The following is a 19,969-nucleotide window of genomic DNA, read 5'->3' on the forward strand; positions in this document are numbered from 1 at the left end:
GCAGGCGCGATGACGGAGGCGGCGCCGGGCGCCCGCGGCGCGACCAGCGTGCAGGTCTGGGACCTGCCGCTGCGGCTGTGGCACTGGGCGCTCGCCATCCTCGTCCTGGTCGCCTGGGTGACGCCCAGCACCTATGACCGGCTGCACCGGCTGGCGGGTTATTCGGTGATCGGGCTGTTGGTGTTCCGACTGATCTGGGGCTTTGCCGGCACGCGCTACGCGCGTTTCGGCAGGCTTGGCGTTCGCCTGCGCGCCGCGCCGCGCTACATCTGGAATCTCCGCCGCGGCATCACCGGGCGCTATATCGGGCTCAATCCCGCGGGCACCGTGATGCTGGTGGCGCTGCTGGTCCTGCTTGCGATCTCGACAATCACGGGCGCGATGGAGATCACCGTGACCTTCTTCGGTGTCTGGTGGGTCGAGGACACCCACGCCTATGCCTCGGATGCGGTCATCATCCTGGTCGCCCTGCACGTGCTCGGGGTCATCGTGGTCGGCTTGCTGCAGCGTCAGAACCTGGTACGCGCGATGTTCACCGGCCGCAAGCAACTGCGCAATCGCTGATGGGGAGGGTGCCGAGCCTAAAGCGGGATCGTTGTTTGAGCATGATCTTTTCGGAAAACCGCTTCGCACTTTTCCGGATCATGCTTACTGCACCGGCGGGTCGCCCGAGGTGCGCTTCTTGGCGAGGTCCATCTCGGTGACCGCGATCAGGATCTCGGCGCGGGTCTTCAGGTCCGGCGCCTCGAGCATCGCCTGCTTCTCGGCCGGACCATAGGGCGACATCATCGCCAGCGCATTGACCAGCGCCTCGTTGGGCGCGGACTCGATCCCTTCCCAGTCGACCTTCAGATTGTTGGCTTCCAGGAAATCGGCCAGCACTTCGAGCAGCGCCTTGCGGTCGACGGCCTCCTCACCCTTGCGCGCGGTGAAGTCGCCGGCGAAGGAGAAGAAGTCGACCTTGCACTGCCGGTACGGCGTCTGCACGGTGAGCTCCTCGACCACCTTGAAGCGCGCGACGCCGGTCAGTTCGAGGATGTAGCGGCCGTCGCCGGATTCGGCGAGCTGGGTGATGCGGCCGACGCAGCCGATCCGGAACAGGACCGGCTTCGCCTCCTTCTGCGAGTGCGCCACGTCGGGCTGGATCATGCCGATCAGGCGATGGCCGTCGCGCAGTGCGTCGTCGATCATCGCGAGATATCGCGGCTCGAAGATGTTGAGCGGCATCTGGCCGCGCGGCAGCAGCAACGCGCCGGGCAGCGGGAACACCGGGATCACCTCCGGGAGCTCGCCGGGGCCGCGATATTCGGCATTGATCGGCATCTGCGGTCCCGCTGCTGTGACGGGCGTGCTTTACGAGAACAGGATGGTCGACAACCGCTTGCGCCCCTCGACGGTTGCCTCATCGGTGCCGCCCCACGCCTCGAAGAACTGCACCAGCTGCTTGCGCGCGCCGTCGTCGTTCCACTTGCGGTCACGCCTGACGATGGCGAGCAATTGCTCGGTCGCTTCCGTGCGCTTGCCCATCGCATTGAGCGCGGTGGCGAGATCGAATCGGGCCTGATGATCGAGCGGGTTTGCGGCGACTTTCTGTTCCAGCTCCGCGACCGGCCCGACCGCTTCCGCCTGTTCGGCGAGATCGATCGCCGCCTGCACCGCCTTCACCGCGGCGTCGTTGCGCTTGGATTCCGGAACCATCGCCAGCGTCTGCTTGGCCTGCTCCATCGCACCCGACGTAACGTAGCACTTGGCGAGGCCGGCGAGCGCCGCGATGTTGGCGGCGTCGTGCGCCAGCACCTCGGCATAGATCTGCGCGGCCTGGGCGGCGTCGCCCTCGGCAAGCACGGCGTCGGCCTCGGCCAGGATCTCGGTGAGATTGGGCTCGCCGGCGGCCGGCACGCCCTTGGTGATCTTCTCGATGAAGGCGTTGACCTGACTCTCCGGCACCGCCCCCATGAAGCCGTCGGCGGGCTGGCCGCCCACAAAGGCGATCACGGCCGGGATCGACTGGATGCCCATCTGGCCGGGAATCTGCGGATGTTCGTCGATATTCATCTTGACGAGCTTGACCCGGCCCTTGGCGTTGCGAACCGCCTTTTCCAGGATCGGCGTGAGCTGGCGGCAGGGACCGCACCACGGCGCCCAGAAGTCGATCATGACCGGCTGACGGCGCGATTCCTCGATGACGTCCTTGACGAAGGTCTGGGTCGTCGTCTCCTTGATCAGATCGGGCGCTGCCTCGGGCGTGGGGCCGCCCTGCTCCATTATCGTCACGTTGTCCTCGCCTGCTTCTGAGGTCGGAAATCCGGGGGCGTTCTAGCACGCCCGGAACGGCACGTTCAGCCGTTCTGTCAGCTAGAGCATGATCCCGGAAAAGTGGGAACCGGTTTCCGGGATCATGCTCGGTAAATGGCAGTCAGCCAGCAAAATTCAATCGCCTGGCCGCCTGTCCCGTTCCATCGGAGATCGGGTGGGTTGGGGCCGCGGAACGGCCGATGATGGCGATCCTTCATCGCAGCAGGGGAGCGCCCGTGGCAAAGGCCTATTACAGCACGGTGTTCGAGCAGCCGGCCGGCGAGGTCTGGAAAATCATCCGCGATTTCAACAATTACCCGGTTTGGGTCCATGGCGCGGGGACGAGCGAGATCGAGGACGGCAAATCCGGCGATACCGTCGGGGCCGTGCGCAATGTGCTGTACCGGGAGCGGCGGATCCGGCAGCGGCTGCTCGCGCAGTCCGACGTCGAGCGCTTCCAGACCTACGAATTTGTCGACACCCCGACCCTGCCGGTGACGGATTTCAGTGCGACCCTGCGGGTAACTCCGGTGATCGACGGCGACCGGGCCTTTATCGAATGGTGGGCCGTGTTCGATTGCGACCCGACCCGCCGCCTCGAGCTGACGCAGACGCTGACCGGCTGGTTCGAGACCTGGCTCGAATCGCTGCGGGACGAGATGGCCCTGAGGCAGGTTCCGGCAGAAATCTAAAAAGAAATCGGCGGCGCGGCCGGTTTCGGCCGATTCGAGGTCAATTTTTAGGGAAACCGGGCGATTTCGTGAGGTTCGGACCGCGCTCTTGTGTTGCATTCACAGACAGCTTTTGGCATAGGTCTGCCGTTGCCGGCGAGCGATCGCCGCCATTTCGGATGCGGGTGTAGCTCAGTGGTAGAGCACGACCTTGCCAAGGTCGGGGTCGAGGGTTCGAGCCCCTTCGCCCGCTCCAAGACTTCTCGCTGACCGAGCTGACAGTCTGATGAAGGCCCGCTGATGCGGCCCGCCCGTTGGCGCGGGCTTTTTGCTGTCCGGTCCGAGGCCGCATCTCCAAGCCGCGATTGCGAGGTCAAGACGTCGCGGCCCGCCGCGGCGGTTTCCGGCTTTTGTTAACCGACAAACGATGCATTCTCAAAACTGATAGAAATCTGTGGTTGTGTTGGCGTTGGAATGGTTGCGGCCGGTTTTGCCGGCGCGGCAAGCGCGTGAACGATGTCGATCGGTTGGAAGCCGGCTCCTGGGTTAAATCGTCGCTTGGCTCGCGCAAACGTTGCTGCGCTGGTCGTGCTTGTCGGCGTCTGGACATGTTCGGGCGCATCGGCGCAGCAATTGCCGAGCGACTCGGCGTATGCCCCGACGCCCAGCTTCTCTCCCATGCCCGGCTTTGGCTTTGGGCCGGCGCCTGACTTCGAGCCGGCCGAACGGCCGCGAGCGCGGGTCTACATCACGACGCGATCGCACCGAGGCGGCCAGCAAAACTTCTGCGTCAGGACCTGCGATGGCCGCTTCTTTCCGCTGCCGCGCGTGAGCGAGACGGCGGACGTCAAGGCGTGCGAGGCGGCCTGTCCCGCCGCCGAGGTGAAGCTGTACTCCGGTTCCGATATCGACAGCGCCAGAACCGAAGCGGGCGAGACCTACAAGACGCTTGCGAATGCATTCCGCTTTCAGCGCGAGATGGTGCCGCAATGCTCGTGCAGCGCCGGCGCGTCCACCGGCCTGTCGCCGATTGCGATCGAGGACGACATGACGCTTCGGACCGGCGACATCATCGCCGCCGATGACGGCTTCAAGATCGCGGCGATCACGAGCGGGCAGCGGCGCAGCGTGTTGTTCAGGCCGCTGTCGAAGGCCAAGGCGCAGGCGCTCGGTCTGGCGCGCCTGTCGTCTCGATAGCGGCGACCACGAGCGTTAGCTTCACTCGAATATCACGCTGCGGTGCAGAATGCCTTGTTATCAGGCAGGCTGCTCAGGAAAACTTCGTCTCAAATATCGTCTCAACTAGTTTTGACGCAGCGCACACCGGCGCATGCGCTTTTCAGCGTCGTTGGATGTGCTACCATTTTGCTGTCTGACCTACCTCACAGACCGCCACCATCATCTCTCAGGGCGTTCAAAATCAATAACAGGCAAGCTGCAACGGCTTGCATAGGGGAGTGACGCGATGAAATCGGCTTTCAATCGATCAATACTTGCGTTCGCGGCGATTGCGCTGCTGGCGGGGACGACCTTCGCCAATGCACAGCAACAAACAGACAAGAATCGTGCGCTGAAGAAGTACGAGTCCGGCACCAAGGAATTCTGGACCCATCCGCCGGATGACTGGTTCCTCGGCGACGAGACCGAGGCGCAGAAGGGCCTTGCCCCGCCGTCCGGTCCGCCGACCGGCGCGTCCGATTCCGAGCTCGCGGCGATGATGAAGAAGATCAAGCTGCCGCCGGGCTTCAAGATCGAGGTCTATGCCTCGAACGTGCTCGCGGCGCGGCAAATGGCCTGGGGCGAAAAGGGCACGCTGTTCGTCGGCTCGTTCGGGCTCGGCAACGTCTATGCGATCAAGGACAACAACGGCAAGAAAGAGGTCAAGACCATCCTCAAGGGCCTCAACATGCCGACCGGCCTCGCCTTCCGCGACGGCGCGCTCTACGTCATCGCGGTCGACAAGCTGATCAAGTACGACAACGCCGAAGCCAATCTCGACAATCTCGGCCAGGGCAAGGTGGTGTATGACGACATGCCGTCCTACGCGGCGCATGGCTGGAAATACATCGCCGTCGACAAGGACGGCTGGTTCTACATTCCGTTCGGCCCGCCCTTCAACATCGGCATCCCGCCGACCTCGGTGTCGCAGATCCGCCGCGTCGATCCGAAGACCGGCAACGCGGAGATCTGGGCGCTCGGCGTACGCAACTCGGTCGGCGGCGACGTCGATCCGCGCACCGGCAAATACTGGTTCACCGAGAATGCCCGCGACTGGATCAGCGACGATCTGCCGAGCGACAAGCTCAACATGATCTCCAAGATCGGCGAGCATTTCGGCTATCCCTATTGCCACCAGGGCAACCTGCCGGACACCAAGTTCGCGATGGGCCACAAGTGCTCGGAGTTCACCCCGCCGGTCTACAATCTCGGTGCGCACGTGGCTCCGCTCGGCATGAAGTTCTATACCGGCAGCCAATTCCCGGCCGAGTACAAGAACAGCATCCTGATCGCCGAGCACGGCTCCTGGAACCGGCACAAGTATCAGGGCGGCCGCATCGTGCGGATCACCGCGAGCCCCGACGGCAAGAACGCCAAGCAGGACATCTTCGCTTCCGGCTGGATCGAGGGTGACCAGGGCTATCTCGGCCGTCCCGCCGACATCCTGCTCGACAAGGATGGCTCGATCCTCGTCGCCGACGACTGGGCCGGTGCGATCTATCGCATCAGCTACGGCAAGAAGTAGGGGTTGAAGCAATATGAGGCTGCGGTAGCCGTGAGGTGACCGCAGCCTCATTCGCGTGGTTCGGGCACGCTTGCAAAGGAACAGACTCGTCATGCCCGGACTTGATCCGGGCATCCATCCAAACCAAGAAACCTCTTTCAAGCCAGATGGATTGCCGGGTCGAGCCCGGCAATGACACACGGAGAAAACTGGCAATGCGCGTTGTGAGCCTCGGAGTTCTGCTCGCCTCGGCGATCGCGATGGCTCCTCTTGCCAATGCCGCCGATGTCGCCGCCGGCAAGGCGAAGGCCGAAATCTGTGCCGCTTGTCACGGTGAGAACGGCATCTCGCAGACCGAGAACATTCCCTCGCTGGCCGGCCAGCTGGACCAGTACATTCAATGGCAGCTGGTGTTCTTCCGCGCCGGCGCGCGCAAGAACGAGCAGATGCAGCCGATCGTCGAGCAGCTCAACAACGACGACATCCGAAATCTCGGCGCCTATTTCGCGTCGCTGACGCCGTTCAAGGGCGGCAAGGACGACAATCCGGACTTGTCGGAAAAGGGCAAGCAGGCCGCCGCCGGCCGCCGCTGCGCCTCATGCCATGGCGATACGTTTGCCGGCACCAAGGCGGTGGCCCGCATCGCCGGCCAGCGCGAGGAATATCTCGTCAAGGCGCTGCACGATTACAAGTCGGGCCTGCGCTCCGGTGGGGCTCAGGCTGCGATGGCCGATGTCGCCTATCCGCTGAGCGACGAGGAGATCACCGCGCTCGCGCATTATCTGGCGCATCTGTAGCCGCAAGGAAGGTGTCGTCCCTGCGAAAGCAGGGACCCATAACCACCGGCCTCAATTCCCTTGAAGAGATGTCAACCACGACCGCCTCAAATCGAAAGGCCGCGGCGTATGGGTCCCTGCTTTCGCAGGGCGACACTGGTTGTGTGCTAAGCGCTTCGCTGCTTCTCATACGCCTTGAGGTGCGTGTAGGCCGTGCGCAGCTTCGGCACCGGGATCTTGGCGGCGTCGGCGCGCACGATCAGGTCGCCGATCACGTGATCGGCCTCGACCGGCAGCCCCGCCTTGATGTCGCGGAACATCGATGCGGTCATCGGCGAGCCCTCGGTGGTCAGGAGGCCGCGGGTACGCTGGAAGAACGGGCCGCCCGGGGCGTGGCCGGCGTCGGCGGCGATCGCGCTGCATTCGTCGAGGATGCCGAGCAGGAAATCCTTGCCGCCGGGCGCGGCCAGGATGTTGCCGACCGAGGTCCGCATCAGGCTGGTCGAGGCGGCGAGCGACGCCAGGAACACCCACTTCTCCCACATGTCCTGCATAATGTGATCGCTGGCGGTCGCGCCGTTGATGACAGAGAACGTGTCGGCGATCGCGCGCACCCGATCCGACAGGCTGCCGGCGCGCTCGCCGAAGCCGAGCGACTGCATCGGCTGCAGCTGCACCACCTCGCGCTTCTCGTTCAGTGTCGCCGCGATCGCGCACAGACCGCCGAGCACATGCTGGGCTCCGAACGTCTTGTCGAGCGCATCGAGATGCAGCATGCCGTTGAGCAGCGGGATGATCGCGGTCTTGCCGCCGACGGCAGGCGCAAACGACTTGATCGCATCGTCGAGATCGAACGCCTTGCAGCTCAACAGCACGACGTCGAACTTGTCCGACAGCTTGTCGGCCTGCACGGTCGGCGGGCTGTTCAGCGTGACGTCGCCGTTCGGGCTCTTGATCACGAGCCCGGCGGAGGCGAGTTCGGAAGCGCGGCGCGGGCGCACCAGGAAGGTGACGTCGCGGCCGGCCTGAAGCATCCGGCCACCGAAATAACCGCCGATCGCACCGGCGCCGACCACGAGAACGCGCATGGGAATTTGTCCTTCTTTGTTGTTCGCTGCCCGCGGGCGACTAGCGAATGGGAGTGGCGAATAGATAGGGATGCTGTTCGACTATTCGCTACTCGCTATTGGCCGTTCGCTCATCTCACTTTCCCGATACCATTTCCTCGACTTCGCGCAGCTGCTCCTTGCCGAAGAAGATCTCGTTGCCGACGAAAAAGGTCGGCGAGCCGAACGCGCCGCGCTCGACGGCGGACGAGGTATATTCGATCAGCTTGGCCTTCACATCCGCGTCCTGCGCGCGGGCGAACAGTTTTGCGGCATCAAGGCCGGAGGAGGCGATGGCTTTGCCGGCGACCTCAGGATCGTCCATCTTCTTCGGCTCGACCCACATGTGGTGAAAGGCGGCCTCGATATATTTCTCGAACACGCCCTCGAACTGGGCGGCGACCGCCGCGCGCATCAGGTTCAGCGTATTGACCGGGAAAAACGGGTTCCAGGTGTAGGGCTTGACGTTGAAGCGCTTGAGAAAGCGTTCCGTCTCGATCTTCTGAAACTCCGGCTTGTTCTTGACGCCTGCCAGCGTCTCGGCCGGCGACTTGTTGTTGGTGGCCTTGAAGATGCCGCCGAGCAGGATCGGGACATATTCGAACTTGACGCCGGTGCGCTTTTCGATTGCCGGGATCGCTTCATGGCTGAGGAAAGCGTTGGGGCTGCCGAAATCGAACAGGAATTGCGGATTTTGGCTCACGACGGTCTCTCCCTCGGCTTGTCTCATTTGGACTTGTCTAGCATGGACCTGCTGTCGCAGGCGCCATCAGTAGAATATGATAATCATCATGTGAGCCGCGGCGCGCGATGTCAAATCAGCCGCTTAATGGTCTGCTTGCGCCATACCAGAGCGTAATAGGCCATCTGCAGCACGAACATGGTTGCGAAGGTGACGGGATAGGCGATCCAGATCCCGCTGACGCCGCTGGCGCGGCTGAGCAGGATCGCGACCGGCACCTCGACCACCGCGATCGCCAGGGTCGAGAGCAACAGCGGCATCCACACCGTGCCGCCGGCGCGCATCGCGCCCGAAAATACCGTCGCCATGCCGAACAGCACCATGCTCCACAGCACAATGTACAAAAGCTGCTGCGCCAGCCCGAGCACCGCATTGTCGACGATGAAGAAGCCCATCAGCGGCCGCGCGAAGAGATAGCCGAGCACGACTAGCCCGCCGGTCAATATCAGGTTCATCTCGATCCCGGTCCTGACGATGGCGCCGACCCGGGCGGAATCGCCGCGGCCGATCGCCTGCGCGCCGAAGATCGACACCGATATTGCGATCGAGATCGCCGGAAACTGCACATAGCCGATCACCTGGTTGACCGCGCCATAGGCTGCGGTGGCGTCCGAGCCGAAACCGTTGACGAGGCCGAGCAGCACCAGCTCGGCGAGCGAGACCACCACCATGCCGATCGCGGTCGGAATGCCGAGCCGCAGCACGATGCGCAGCAGGGCGCAGTTCGGCCGCATCGCGCGCAGGAACGCAGCGTCGAAGGCGAGCGCATGGCGGTGCCGCAGCATATGAACATGCAGCCACAGCAGCGTGACCACGCCCGAGACCGCGGAGGCGATGGCAGCGCTGGCGACGCCGAGCATCGGCAGGCCGAGCCAGCCGCGGATCAGCGCCGGCGTCACCACCAGGCCGACGATGGTCGAGACCGTCAGCGCAACCAGCGGCGTCACGGTGTCGCCGACGCCGCGCATCATCGCCGTCAGCAGCAGGAATGCGAAGGTTATCGGCATCGTGATCATCATGATCCGCGCATAAGCCACCGCGGCGTCGAGGACGTCGGATGGCGTCGCGAGCGCGATCAAGAGCGGGCGAGCGAACAGGCCGCCGAGGATCGCGATCGCCAGCGCGAGCAGCAGCGTCACGGTCATGGTGGTGCCGGCGACCGCCTTCACCCGGTCCGGCTCCCCCGCGCCCCAGGCCTGGCCGATCATGACCGAGGCGCCGGCGCTCAGGCCGATCACGAAGGAGATGAAGAAGAACATCACCGGAAAGAACACCGAGGCGGCCGCGAGCGCGTCGACGCCGATCATCTGGCCGAGATAGACGCCGTTGATGGTGCCGAACAGCGACTGCAGCACATTGCTGAGCAGCATCGGCGCGAGGAAGGCGAGGAAGGCTTTGCGCAGGGAGGGAGGGTTGGACACGTTCAACTTCCAAAAGATTGGCTAGGCACCTGGCTGGTGCGTCTTAGATCAGACGACACTCTCGCTGCACCTCTCCCGCTTGCGGGGGAGGTCGACGCGCGAAGCGCGGCGGGTGGGGGCTTTCTCCACAATGCAACTCGCGGAGAGAGCCCCCACCCCAGCCTTCCCCCGCAAGCGGGAGAGTGAGTTCAGATCATTCGCGGCGGCCGCTTGACCCGATCAACGCGCTAGTCCGCTTGATCGCTATAGGCGAGCCGGATCGCGTGATCGCGGATATCGGCCGGCCAGTCCGCGATCAGCGTCGCAAAGCGGCGCCGGTCGTGGGCGAACAGGGCGCGGATCGCATCCTCATAGTTCGGCCGGTTGCCGGCCATGACAGTCATGAAGCGATAGGCGGCGTCCTGCGCGCTGCGCGTGCGGTCCTTGTCGCCGCTTGAGCGCCGCGCCTCGTCGATCAGCTTGCGGATCGCAACCGATGCACCGCCCTTCTGCTGCGCGAGCCAGTCCCAATGCCGTGGCAGCAGCGTGATCTCGCGCGCGACGACGCCAAGCTTCGGCCGACCGGGCCCGCGCGGCGCGGTCGGCGCCGCCGGCTCCTCGTCGCGTGCAGGCGCAAGCGTCGGCAGCCGCGCCAGCACGTCGTCGAACGAGCCGCGGAAATCGATATCGACCAGCGCCGAGGTGCGGCCGTTGAATACCAGGATCGCGGCGTCCTTGCGCTGGTCGAGGTGTTGCTTGGCGGCGCGCGCAACCTCCGGGAGGTCGCCGGCCCCGATGCGGTGCTCGCCTTCGAACGCGACATAGGCAGGATTCATGGTAGACCTCTCAGATTGCGCGACATATTGCCCGGATAATTCTTAGCAATCGCGGCGCGTGGATCTCGACTTTCTCGTTTCCCGCTGGCACCAAACGCCGCCCGATTGCGCTGATCTTTGAGGACGCTCATGCTGACGGTTCATCACCTCAACAATTCCCGCTCGCAGCGCGTGCTGTGGCTGCTCGAGGAGTTGGGCGTGCCCTACGAGATCGTGCGCTATCAGCGGCAGCCCGACATGCGGGCGCCGAAGGAGCTGCGCGCGATCCATCCGCTCGGCAAGTCGCCCGTGGTCACCGACAACGGCCACACGATCGCGGAATCCGGCGCGATCCTCGAATACATCATCGCGACCTACGGCAACGGGCGCCTGATCCCGGCGGCCGATACGCCGGAGCGGCTGCGCTACACCTATTGGCTGCACTACGCCGAGGGTTCGGCGATGACGCCGCTGCTGCTGAAGCTCCTGTTCACGCTGATGCCGAAGCGCGCGCCGGCGCTGCTGCGGCCCTTGGTGCGCAAGGTGTCCAACACGGCGCTGTCCACGCTGGTCAATCCGCAGCTCAAGCAGCACATGGCCTATTGGGAAGGCGAGCTCGGCAAGAGCGAATGGTTCGCCGGCAGCGAGTTTTCCGGTGCCGACATCCAGATGAGCTTCCCGCTCGAGGCCGCCGCGGCGCGTGGCGGGCTCGAGGACGGCCATCCCAAATGTGTCGCGTTCCTTGAGCGCATTCACGCCCGCCCGGCCTATGCGCGGGCGCTGGAGAAGGGCGGGCCGTACCAGGTCGGCCGATAGAGTCGCGGTCATCGCGGCAGCTCGACCAGCGGTAGCAGCCGCGAATCCGCCAGCGCCGCGGTACGGTGTCCGATGCCGGCGAGATAGGCCTCCGCCACCGCAAAGGCCAGGAACGCGCCGCGGCTCTTCTGCCGGATCAGCATCGCGCGGTCCCAGCGCTCGCCCTCGGGCCCGATCAGGAACGCGCCGCCCTCAGCCATGAACAGGATATCGCCGCCGCTCTTCCGCAGATGCGGAAGGGTGTGCGCTACGTAGCGGTCGTAGGCCTCCGCCCCGGTGATCGGCTGCGGCGGGGCAAGCTCCGGGCTTTGCGAATAGTCGGCGATCTCGCGGAAGCGCAGCAGATTCAGCATCACCAGCTCGCCGGTGATCTCGCGCTGGGCAAAGTCGCGCCCGGCGTTCCAGGTCGGTTCCAGATAGCAGGCGGTGTCCATGTTGGTCGTCCCATCGAGGTTGATGGACATTTTTACCCGGGCATAATTGCGTTGTCAATAATACCCGGATATAAACAGCCCGACGGAACGACAGGAGCCACCATGAAGACCGAGGATCGCAAGCAAGCCATCGCCGACTACAAGAAACGCGCTGCTGTCGCCGGCGTGTTCGCGATTCGCTGCCGCGCGACCGGCGAGGTCTGGGTGGGGCAGGCGCTCGATCTCGACAAGATCGAGAACCGCATCTGGTTCACGCTGCGAATGGGCAGCCATCGCAACGCGGAGCTGCAGCGCGCCTGGACGGCCCACGGCGCGGATAGCCTCTCGCTCGAAACGCTGGAGCGGATCGAGGACGAGGAGCTCGGCTACGTGCGCGACACGCTGCTGAAGGAGCGCGTGCAGCATTGGCGCGCAGAGCTGAATGCGTTCGCGGTGTAGCTCAAAGCACGATCCGGAAAAGTGCGACGCGGTTTTCCGAAAAGATCATGCTGAAACAAGGAGCTAAAGCGCGATGATAATTCAACCTAATCTCATCGCGCTTTAGTGTGACGGCAGCGGCTGCACGGCGACGCCGGGCGGCGGCACATCGTCGTCAGGCACGAAGAAGTCCGACATCAGCGGCACCGAGGGATCGACGCGGTAGCGCTCGAAGTCGCGTACGCCATTGGCATAGAGCACCTTGTCGTCGATGCAGAAATGCCCGGTGAATTCGCGCGACGGCCGGGTGATGATCGCGTAGGCCGCATCGCCCATGATCTCGGGCGTGCGGCTGGCGCGCATCATGGCGTCGCCGCCGAGCAGGTTGCCGACCGCGGCGGTCGCGATCGTGGTGCGCGGCCACAGCGCGTTGACGGCAATGCCGGCCGATTTCAATTCGCCGGCCAGCCCGAGCACGCACATGCTCATGCCGAACTTCGCCATCGTGTAGGCGGTCGAGTGCTCGAACCATTTCGTCTTCATGTCGAGCGGCGGCGACAGCATCAGGATGTGCGGATTCGCCGCCTTCTTCAGGTGCGGGATGCAGTATTTCGACACCATGAAGGTGCCGCGGGTGTTGATTCCCATCATCAGGTCGAACCGCTTCATATCGGTGGCCTGCGAATTGGTCAGGCTGATGGCGCTGGCATTGTTGACGCAGACGTCGATGCCGCCGAACTCGGCGACGGTCTGCTCGATCGCCGCCATCGCCTGCGCCTCGTCCCTGATGTCGCAGAGCACCGGCAGCGCCTTGCCGCCGGCGGCGCGGACCTCGTCGGCGGCCGTGTAGATCGTGCCCTTGAGCTTCGGATGCGGCTCGGCGGTCTTCGCCGCGATCGCGACATTGGCGCCGTCACGCGCGGCACGCAGCGCGATCGCCAGCCCGATGCCGCGGCTCGCGCCCGAGATGAACAGCGTCTTGCCCTTGAGCGATGTCATGAGAACCTCCTGTGAGGGACGCGCGAGACGATGGCCCCCTCTCCCCTTGTGAAAGAGGATTGGGGGTGAGGGGCATCTCGCCACACGGCATACTGCGTGGATAGATCGCAACCCCTCACCCGGATTGCATCTTTCGATGCAATCCGGCCTCTCCCACAAGGGGAGCGGCGAAGCGGAGCAAGCGGGACGGTCATCACATCATCTCACCTCACGTCCTACCCATCCGCATGCAGCACGCGCCCGCGCGTTTCCGGCAGCGCGTAGGCAGCGAGGAAGAATACGCCATAGGCCGCCACCGCGAAGATCGCGATCGCGTTGGCGAGCGTGGTCGTGGTCGACAGCGCGCCGACCAGGAACGGGAACAGCGCGCCGATGCCGCGGCCGAAATTGTAGCAGAAGCCCTGGCCGGAGCCACGCAGCCGGGTCGGATACAGTTCGGTCAAAAACGCGCCCATACCGGAGAAATAGCCCGAGGCAAAGAAGCCGAGCGGAAAGCCCAGCACCCACAGCACTTCGTTGGACAGCGGCAATTGGGTGTAGAGCAGCACCACCGCGATTGCGCCGATCGAGAAGATCAGGAACAGATTGCGCCGGCCGATCCGGTCGGCGAGCCAGGCGCCGACCAGATAGCCGATGAAGGAGCCGATGATCAGCGTCGCCAGATAGCCGGTCGAGCCGACCACCGAGAGCTTGCGCTCCGTGGTGAGGAAGCGCGGCACCCAGAAGGTGATGGCGTAGTAGCCGCCCTGCATGCCGGTGCCGACCAGCGACGCCAGCAGCGTGGTCTTCAGGATCGGTCCGTGGAAGATCTCCCACAACGCGGCGGGGCCGCTGCCGGAGGCCTGCGCCTGCGCCATGGTCGCGGCGGAGATTTCCGGCTCGGTGACATAGCGGCGCAGATAGAACACCAGCAGCGCCGGCAGCGCGCCGATCACGAACATCCAGCGCCAGGCGTTCTCCGCCGGCAGCACCGAGAACAGGATCGCCTGCGCCAGCACCGCAAGGCCCCAGCCGATCGCCCAACCCGACTGCACCGAGCCGACCGCGCGTCCGCGATATTGCGGCCGGATCGCCTCGCCGATCAGCACCGCGCCGGCCGCCCATTCGCCGCCGAAGCCGAGACCGAGCAGCGCGCGGGCGATCAGCAGCTGGTCGAAATTCTGCACCACGGCGCAGACCAGCGAGAAGAACGAGAACCAGATGATGGTGAGCTGCAGCGTCTTCACCCGCCCGATGCGGTCGGACAGATAGCCGCCGAGCCAGCCGCCGACGGCGGAGGCCAGCAATGTCACGGTGCCCGCAAGCCCGGCGGTGCCGGGGTCGACCTTCCAGAGCGTGATGATGGTGCCGATCACCAGCGGATAGATCATGAAATCCATGCCGTCGAGCGTCCAGCCCGACGCGCAGGCCCAGAACGTGCGCCGCTCCTGCAGGTTCATGTCGCGATAGAAGGCGAGGAGGCTGGTATCCTCGATCTCTGCAACTTCCATCGATTTGGATTCGGCCGTGCTCATGCGCGTTCCCCGGAGAAATCTTTCACCGGCTCTTTGCGATCCGCGGCCGGAGGTGCGCGGACCGCCAATCTACCGCGATGTCGCAGGCTGGGCAAAGCCGCGTTTGCCACTTCCAGGTCTTTCGTTTGAGCATGATCTCGGCGCAAACGCGTCGCGTTTGTCGCGGGAAAACCGCTGCGCACTTTTCCGGATCGAGCTCTAGTATCCCGCAGCCTCCGAGCCGCGCGTGCGCGGATCCGGTGCGCCGAGCAGACCGTGGGTCGTGACGAGGATCGAGTTCGCGGAGGAGTAGCCGAGCGGCTCGACCAGTTTGTGGCCCTTGGCGCGCAGATCGTCCAGCACCGCGTCGGGAAAGCCGCGCTCGATCCGGACCTCGTCGGGCAGCCATTGATGGTGCATGCGGGGCGCCGCGACCGCGGCCGCGATGTCCATCCTGTAGTCGATCACGTCGACGATGATCTGCGTCACCGCGGAAATGATGCGGCTGCCGCCGGGCGAGCCCGTCACCAGCACCGGCTTGCCGTCCTTCAGCACGATGGTCGGCGACATCGACGACAGCGGTCGCTTGCCGGGTCCGGGCAGATTGGCCTCGAAGCCGACCAGGCCGAAGGCATTGGAGGCGCCGGGCGCGGCGGTGAAATCGTCAAGCTCGTTGTTGAGCAGCACGCCGGTGCCGTCGGCGACGAGGCCGACGCCATAGGGGAAGTTCAGCGTGTAGGTGTTGCTGACGGCGTTGCCGCCGGCATCGACGACCGAATAATGCGTGGTGTTGTCGCCTTCGTGCGGTTGCTTCGCGTTGCGCACATCGGTCCAGGGCGTGGCGCGGGCAAGATCGATGGTCGCTCGCTGCTTGGCGGCATAGTCCTTGTCGATCAAGAGTTGCGTCGGCGCGTCGACGAAGGCGGGATCGCCGAGATAGCGCGCGCGATCGGCATAAGCCCGCTTCATCGCCTCGATCATCACATGCAGCGTGGCGGCCGAGCCCTGCTTCATGTCGGACATCGGAAAGCCTTCGAGGATGTTGAGGATCTCCAGCAGCACGACGCCGCCGGAGGAGGGCTGCGGCATCGAGACGATGTCGTAGCCGCGATAGCTGCCGCGGATCGGCGTGCGGATCACGGGCTGGTAGGATTTCATATCCTCGAGGGTGAAGATGCCGCCGGCATTCCTGATGCCGCTGACAAGCTTCTCGGCGACGGCGCCCTGGTAGAAGCCGCGCGGGCCTTGTTCGGCAATATCAGTCAGTACGCCGGCGAGATCGCGCTGGATCAACCGGTCGCCCTCGCGCAGCGGCGTGCCGTCGGCGTGCGAGAACGTCCTGGTCGAATTCGGCCAGCGCGACATGCGGCGATACATGTCGTTCAACGTGTCCGACGTGTCGTCGGTGACGATGAAGCCGTCGCGCGCGAGATCGATCGCGGGCTTGAGGATCTGCGCCAGCGTGAACTTGCCGGAACCGTATTTCTCCAGTGCCAGCGCGAGGCCCGCGACCGTGCCGGGCACGCCGATCGCGAGCGCGGAGTTGCGCGACTTGTCGGGATCGGGCTTGCCGTCGGCGTTCAGGAACATGTCGCGGGTCGCGGCCTGCGGCGCAGTCTCGCGATAGTCGATCGCGACATCTTCGTTGCGGCCGGCGAGATGGATCACCATGAAGCCGCCGCCGCCGATATTGCCGGCGCGCGGATAGGTCACCGCCATCGCAAAGCCGGTGGCGACCGCAGCGTCGACCGCATTGCCGCCCTGTCGCAGGATGTCGGCGCCAATTTGCGCAGCCAGCTTCTCCTGCGCCACCACCATGCCGTTTTCGGCGCGAATGCTGCGAATCGTGTCCGCGGCTGACGGTTCATAGAAGCGGCGCTGGACCTGGCCGAGGGCAGGCGTCGCGATACCAATCACCAGGAGAGCGGCAAACAGCCGTCGCGACATCGTTGCCGTCAGCGCCATCGAAATGTCCTGCCCTGTTCATCGCCGTATCAGTCAAACCGGCTCATGCTATATGGGACCGGATTGAAGCGGCAAAAGCCTGCCGGTGGTTCGAGTTGGGGAATATCTTTCGCGATGACGGCAACAATGCAGACGGGCGCCGGTGACGCGAAGGCCTCCACCAAAGTTTATTCGGGACGCGCCGCCGTCATCAGCTGGATCTTCTTCGACTGGGCTGCGCAGCCCTATTTCACGCTGATCACGACCTTCGTGTTCGCGCCTTATTTCGCGAGCTTCGTCGCGCCGGATGCCGCCAGCGGCCAGGCGCTCTGGGGGTTTGCCACCGCGGCTGCCGGACTTGCGATCGCGCTGCTGTCGCCGGTGCTGGGGGCAATCGCCGATGCCAGCGGCCGGCGCAAGCCGTGGATCGCCGGCTTCGGCGCGCTGCTCGTGATCGGCTCGAGCGCGATGTGGATCGGCAAGCCCGGCGATCCCGACATCATCCCTATGCTGCTGCTCGCCTATGCGATTGCGAGCGTCGGCGTCGAGTTCGCGACCGTGTTCAACAACGCGATGATGCCGACCCTCGTGCCGCCGGACCGGATCGGGCGGCTGTCGGGCACCGGCTGGGCCACCGGCTATGTCGGCGGCATCCTGAGTCTTGTTCTCGTGCTCGGCTTTCTTGCCGCCAATGCCGAGACCGGCCGCACGCTGTTCGGCTTCACACCGCTGTTCGGTCTCGATCCCGTCATGCATGAAGGCGACCGCATCACCGGGCCGCTGACCGGGCTCTGGTTCATCATCTTCGTGACGCCGATGTTCCTGTTCACGCCGGACTATCCGGCGAAGCGCCCGCTGCGCGAAGCGCTCGGCGAAGGCCTGCGCGAGCTCAGGGAATCGTTGTCGAGCCTGCCGAAGCAGAAGTCACTGGCGCGGTTTCTGCTCGCGAACATGATCTACACCGACGGGCTGGTCTCGCTGTTTGCGTTCGGCGGCATCTATGCCGCCGGCACGTTCGGCTGGGACACGATCCGGATCGGCACCTTCGGCATCATCCTCGCGGTCGCCGGCACGTTCGGCGGCTGGATCGGCGGCAAGCTCGATGATGCTTTCGGACCGAAGCGCGTGATCACCGGCAGCCTGCTGATCCTGTTGTTTGCGATCGTCGTGATCCTCACCGTGAACAAGGATTCCATCCTGTTCATCCCGGTCGCGGCGCCGGTGCCGGGCGGCCCTCTGTTCGCGGGCGCCGCCGAGCGCGCTTACATCGTGCTGGGCTGCCTGATCGGCGCCACCGGCGCGCCGCTGCAGGCAGCCTCGCGCTCGCTCCTGATTCGCCTCGCGCCAAAGGATCGCATCGCGCAGTATTTTGGCTTGTTCGCGCTCACCGGCAAGGTGACGTCGTTCATCGGCCCGCTCCTGATCGGCGCGATCACCGCGGCGACCGCAAGCCAGAAGGCCGGCATGGCGGTGCTGGTGGCGTTCTTCGTGGCGGGACTGGCGCTATTGGCGAAGGTGCGTACGGCTTCGTAGCCCGGATGGAGCGAAGCGCAATCCGGGATCCTTGGTCCGCGGAGAGACCGCCCCGGATTTCGCTTCGCTCCATCCGGGCTACAGGTCGCACTCAATGCCTGAAATGCCGCACGCCCGTGAACACCATGGCGATGCCGTGTTCGTCGGCGGCCTTGATCACCTCGTCGTCGCGCATCGAGCCGCCGGGCTGGATCACCGCGGTGGCGCCGGCCTCGATGCAGGCCAGCATGCCGTCGGCGAACGGGAAGAAGGCGTCGGATGCGACCACCGACCCCTTGGTCAGCGGCTCGGCGAGCTTCAGCTCGGCCGCCGCATCCAGCGCCTTGCGCGCGGCGATGCGCGCGGAATCGACCCGGCTCATCTGGCCGGCGCCGATGCCGACGGTGGCGAGATCCTTGGCGTAGATGATGGTGTTCGACTTGACGTGCTTGGCGACGCGGAACGCGAATTTGAGATCGCGCAGCTCGGCGTCGGTCGGCGCGCGCTTGGTCGCGACCTTCAGGTTCATGTCCTCGACCACGGCATTGTCGCGGCTCTGCACCAAGAGGCCGCCGGCGACGGTCTTGGCGGTGAGGCCTGTCGCGCGCGCGTTCGGCAGGCCGCCGGCGAGCAGCAGGCGCAGATTGCGCCGGCCGGCGATGATCGAGATCGCCTCCTCGGTCGCATCGGGCGCGATGATCACCTCGGTGAAGATGCCGATGATGGCGCGCGCCGCGTCCGCATCGAGCGTGCGGTTGACCGCAATGATGCCGCCATAGGCCGAGGTGGAGTCGCAGGCGAGCGCGCGGGCATAGGCGGTAGCGAGATCGGGGCCCTCGGCGACGCCGCAGGGATTGGCGTGCTTGACGATCACGCAGGCCGCGGTGCGCTGCGGATCGAACTCGCCGACGCATTCATAGGCCGCGTCGGTGTCGTTGATGTTGTTGTAGGACAGTTCCTTGCCCTGCAGCTGGCGCGCGGTCGCAACGCCCGGCCGCTTTTCCGGCGTGGCATAGAACGCCGCGGTCTGGTGCGGGTTCTCGCCATAGCGCAACGACTGGATCAGTTTGCCGCCAAACGCGCGGAAATCCGGCGCCTTGGTGTCGAGCTGCACGGCGAACCAGTTCGAGATCGCGGCGTCATAGGCCGCGGTGCGCGCATAGGCCTTGGCGGCGAGCCGGCGGCGCAACTGAAGCGAAGTCGCGCCCTTGTGCGCGGCGAGCTCGTCGAGCACGGCAGAATAGTCGTTCGCCTCGACCACCACGGCGACGTCGTCATGGTTCTTGGCCGCGGCGCGGATCATCGCGGGGCCGCCGATGTCGATGTTCTCGATGCACTCCTCGAAGCCGGCGCCTTTGTCGACGGTGGCCTCGAACGGGTAGAGGTTGACGACCAGAAGATCGATCGGCGCGATGCCGTGCGCGGCCATCGCCGCGGCGTGTTCCTTGTTGTCGCGGATCGCGAGCAGGCCGCCATGGACCTTCGGGTGCAGCGTCTTGACCCGGCCATCCATCATCTCGGGGAAGCCGGTGAGCTCGGAGACGTCCCTGACCTTCAGCCCGGCCGCCGCGATCGCCTTGGCGGTGCCGCCGGTCGAGACCAGCTCGACGCCATGGTCGGCCAGCGCCTTGGCGAAATCGATCAGTCCGGTCTTGTCGGAAACGGACAACAGAGCGCGGGTCACGCGGCGAAGCTGCTCGGTCATATCGGAAAATCCCTGGCTGTTAAGGCAGCCGGGTAGCATGGTTTTGTGCGGTACGAAACCGGTCGTTGGGACCAAATCCCCGCAAATCCGTCACCCTGAGGAGCGCCAACGGGTCCGCGCAA

At 65.0% G+C, this 19,969-nt stretch carries 20 protein-coding genes and 1 tRNA gene; 9 read left to right on the plus strand and 12 right to left on the minus strand.

Annotated elements, in window-relative coordinates; translation table 11 throughout:
• Positions 1-9 precede the first annotated feature (9 nt).
• Positions 10-564: a cytochrome b/b6 domain-containing protein gene (locus E2I15_RS30675; protein ID WP_137478279.1), complete on the plus strand. Its 555-nt coding sequence runs from the start codon at positions 10-12 to the stop codon at positions 562-564.
• An 84-nt stretch (positions 565-648) separates the two neighbouring features.
• Here E2I15_RS30675 and E2I15_RS30680 read toward each other — a convergent pair whose 3' ends face one another.
• Together E2I15_RS30680 and trxA are read right to left on the minus strand one after the other, a co-directional pair.
• On the minus strand, positions 649-1,323 hold the full coding sequence (locus E2I15_RS30680; RefSeq protein ID WP_137478278.1) for an LON peptidase substrate-binding domain-containing protein: 675 nt from the start codon (positions 1,321-1,323) through the stop codon (positions 649-651).
• Between the two features lie 30 nt (positions 1,324-1,353).
• Positions 1,354-2,274, minus strand: a complete 921-nt coding sequence (gene trxA / locus E2I15_RS30685; protein ID WP_170991466.1) for a thioredoxin — start codon at positions 2,272-2,274, stop codon at positions 1,354-1,356.
• Between the two features lie 257 nt (positions 2,275-2,531).
• Here trxA and E2I15_RS30690 point away from each other — a divergent pair, with 257 nt between their 5' ends.
• Both E2I15_RS30690 and E2I15_RS30695 read left to right on the plus strand, forming a co-directional pair.
• Positions 2,532-2,987 carry an SRPBCC family protein gene (locus tag E2I15_RS30690; RefSeq protein WP_246668009.1) on the plus strand — a complete coding sequence of 152 codons (456 nt, stop codon included), beginning with the start codon at positions 2,532-2,534 and terminating at the stop codon, positions 2,985-2,987.
• Between the two features lie 160 nt (positions 2,988-3,147).
• A tRNA-Gly gene (locus E2I15_RS30695) sits at positions 3,148-3,222 on the plus strand.
• Between the two features lie 157 nt (positions 3,223-3,379).
• Here the strand turns inward: E2I15_RS30695 and E2I15_RS39370 are convergent.
• On the minus strand, positions 3,380-3,646 hold the full coding sequence (locus E2I15_RS39370) for a hypothetical protein (RefSeq protein ID WP_246668008.1): 267 nt from the start codon (positions 3,644-3,646) through the stop codon (positions 3,380-3,382).
• Here E2I15_RS39370 and E2I15_RS30700 point away from each other — a divergent pair.
• The 3 genes from E2I15_RS30700 to E2I15_RS30710 all read left to right on the plus strand — a co-directional run bounded on the left by E2I15_RS30700 (position 3,645) and on the right by E2I15_RS30710 (position 6,485).
• Positions 3,645-4,163 carry a DUF2865 domain-containing protein gene (locus E2I15_RS30700; protein WP_246668007.1) on the plus strand — a complete coding sequence of 173 codons (519 nt, stop codon included), beginning with the start codon at positions 3,645-3,647 and terminating at the stop codon, positions 4,161-4,163. The genes E2I15_RS39370 and E2I15_RS30700 overlap by 2 nt on opposite strands.
• Before the next feature lie 268 nt (positions 4,164-4,431).
• On the plus strand, positions 4,432-5,709 hold the full coding sequence (locus E2I15_RS30705) for a PQQ-dependent sugar dehydrogenase (protein ID WP_137478275.1): 1,278 nt from the start codon (positions 4,432-4,434) through the stop codon (positions 5,707-5,709).
• Between the two features lie 194 nt (positions 5,710-5,903).
• Positions 5,904-6,485, plus strand: coding sequence for a c-type cytochrome (locus E2I15_RS30710; protein ID WP_137478274.1), 582 nt, complete (start codon positions 5,904-5,906; stop codon positions 6,483-6,485).
• A gap of 146 nt (positions 6,486-6,631) precedes the next feature.
• Here E2I15_RS30710 and panE read toward each other — a convergent pair whose 3' ends face one another.
• From panE to E2I15_RS30730, 4 genes are all read right to left on the minus strand, one after another.
• Entirely contained in the window at positions 6,632-7,552 is a 921-nt protein-coding gene (gene panE / locus E2I15_RS30715; RefSeq protein WP_137478273.1) for a 2-dehydropantoate 2-reductase, read from the minus strand.
• A gap of 115 nt (positions 7,553-7,667) precedes the next feature.
• On the minus strand, positions 7,668-8,273 hold the full coding sequence (locus E2I15_RS30720; RefSeq protein ID WP_038382800.1) for a 2-hydroxychromene-2-carboxylate isomerase: 606 nt from the start codon (positions 8,271-8,273) through the stop codon (positions 7,668-7,670).
• A gap of 110 nt (positions 8,274-8,383) precedes the next feature.
• Complete coding sequence (locus E2I15_RS30725) at positions 8,384-9,733, minus strand: MATE family efflux transporter (RefSeq protein WP_422109827.1); 1,350 nt, start codon at positions 9,731-9,733, stop codon at positions 8,384-8,386.
• A gap of 227 nt (positions 9,734-9,960) precedes the next feature.
• Entirely contained in the window at positions 9,961-10,548 is a 588-nt protein-coding gene (locus E2I15_RS30730) for a DUF2239 family protein (protein WP_137478270.1), read from the minus strand.
• Between the two features lie 129 nt (positions 10,549-10,677).
• Between E2I15_RS30730 and E2I15_RS30735 the strand changes: the two genes are divergently transcribed.
• Positions 10,678-11,343: a glutathione S-transferase family protein gene (locus tag E2I15_RS30735; RefSeq protein WP_137478269.1), complete on the plus strand. Its 666-nt coding sequence runs from the start codon at positions 10,678-10,680 to the stop codon at positions 11,341-11,343.
• An 8-nt stretch (positions 11,344-11,351) separates the two neighbouring features.
• Here E2I15_RS30735 and E2I15_RS30740 read toward each other — a convergent pair whose 3' ends face one another.
• The gene (locus E2I15_RS30740; RefSeq protein ID WP_137478268.1) at positions 11,352-11,777 is read right to left on the minus strand and encodes a DUF1330 domain-containing protein; all 426 of its coding nucleotides are present in this window, start codon (positions 11,775-11,777) and stop codon (positions 11,352-11,354) included.
• 102 nt (positions 11,778-11,879) lie between these two features.
• On the opposite strand from E2I15_RS30740, the gene E2I15_RS30745 reads away from it, so the two are divergent.
• Positions 11,880-12,215: a GIY-YIG nuclease family protein gene (locus E2I15_RS30745; RefSeq protein WP_137478267.1), complete on the plus strand. Its 336-nt coding sequence runs from the start codon at positions 11,880-11,882 to the stop codon at positions 12,213-12,215.
• A 102-nt stretch (positions 12,216-12,317) separates the two neighbouring features.
• Here the strand turns inward: E2I15_RS30745 and E2I15_RS30750 are convergent, their stop codons facing one another.
• From E2I15_RS30750 to ggt, 3 genes are all read right to left on the minus strand, one after another.
• Positions 12,318-13,193: an SDR family oxidoreductase gene (locus E2I15_RS30750; protein WP_137478266.1), complete on the minus strand. Its 876-nt coding sequence runs from the start codon at positions 13,191-13,193 to the stop codon at positions 12,318-12,320.
• Between the two features lie 215 nt (positions 13,194-13,408).
• On the minus strand, positions 13,409-14,707 hold the full coding sequence (locus tag E2I15_RS30755; protein ID WP_137478265.1) for an MFS transporter: 1,299 nt from the start codon (positions 14,705-14,707) through the stop codon (positions 13,409-13,411).
• Positions 14,708-14,905: 198 nt separating this feature from the next.
• Entirely contained in the window at positions 14,906-16,651 is a 1,746-nt protein-coding gene (ggt, locus tag E2I15_RS30760) for a gamma-glutamyltransferase (protein WP_137478264.1), read from the minus strand.
• Between the two features lie 126 nt (positions 16,652-16,777).
• Here ggt and E2I15_RS30765 point away from each other — a divergent pair, with 126 nt between their 5' ends.
• Entirely contained in the window at positions 16,778-18,163 is a 1,386-nt protein-coding gene (locus E2I15_RS30765; protein WP_137478503.1) for an MFS transporter, read from the plus strand.
• A 91-nt stretch (positions 18,164-18,254) separates the two neighbouring features.
• On the opposite strand, the gene purH is transcribed toward E2I15_RS30765, so the two are convergent.
• Entirely contained in the window at positions 18,255-19,847 is a 1,593-nt protein-coding gene (purH, locus tag E2I15_RS30770; protein ID WP_137478263.1) for a bifunctional phosphoribosylaminoimidazolecarboxamide formyltransferase/IMP cyclohydrolase, read from the minus strand.
• Between the last annotated feature and the right edge of the window lie 122 nt (positions 19,848-19,969).

Origin of the sequence: Bradyrhizobium sp. BR2003 (assembly GCF_009720285.1) — a bacterium.
Classification (GTDB): domain Bacteria; phylum Pseudomonadota; class Alphaproteobacteria; order Rhizobiales; family Xanthobacteraceae; genus Bradyrhizobium; species Bradyrhizobium elkanii.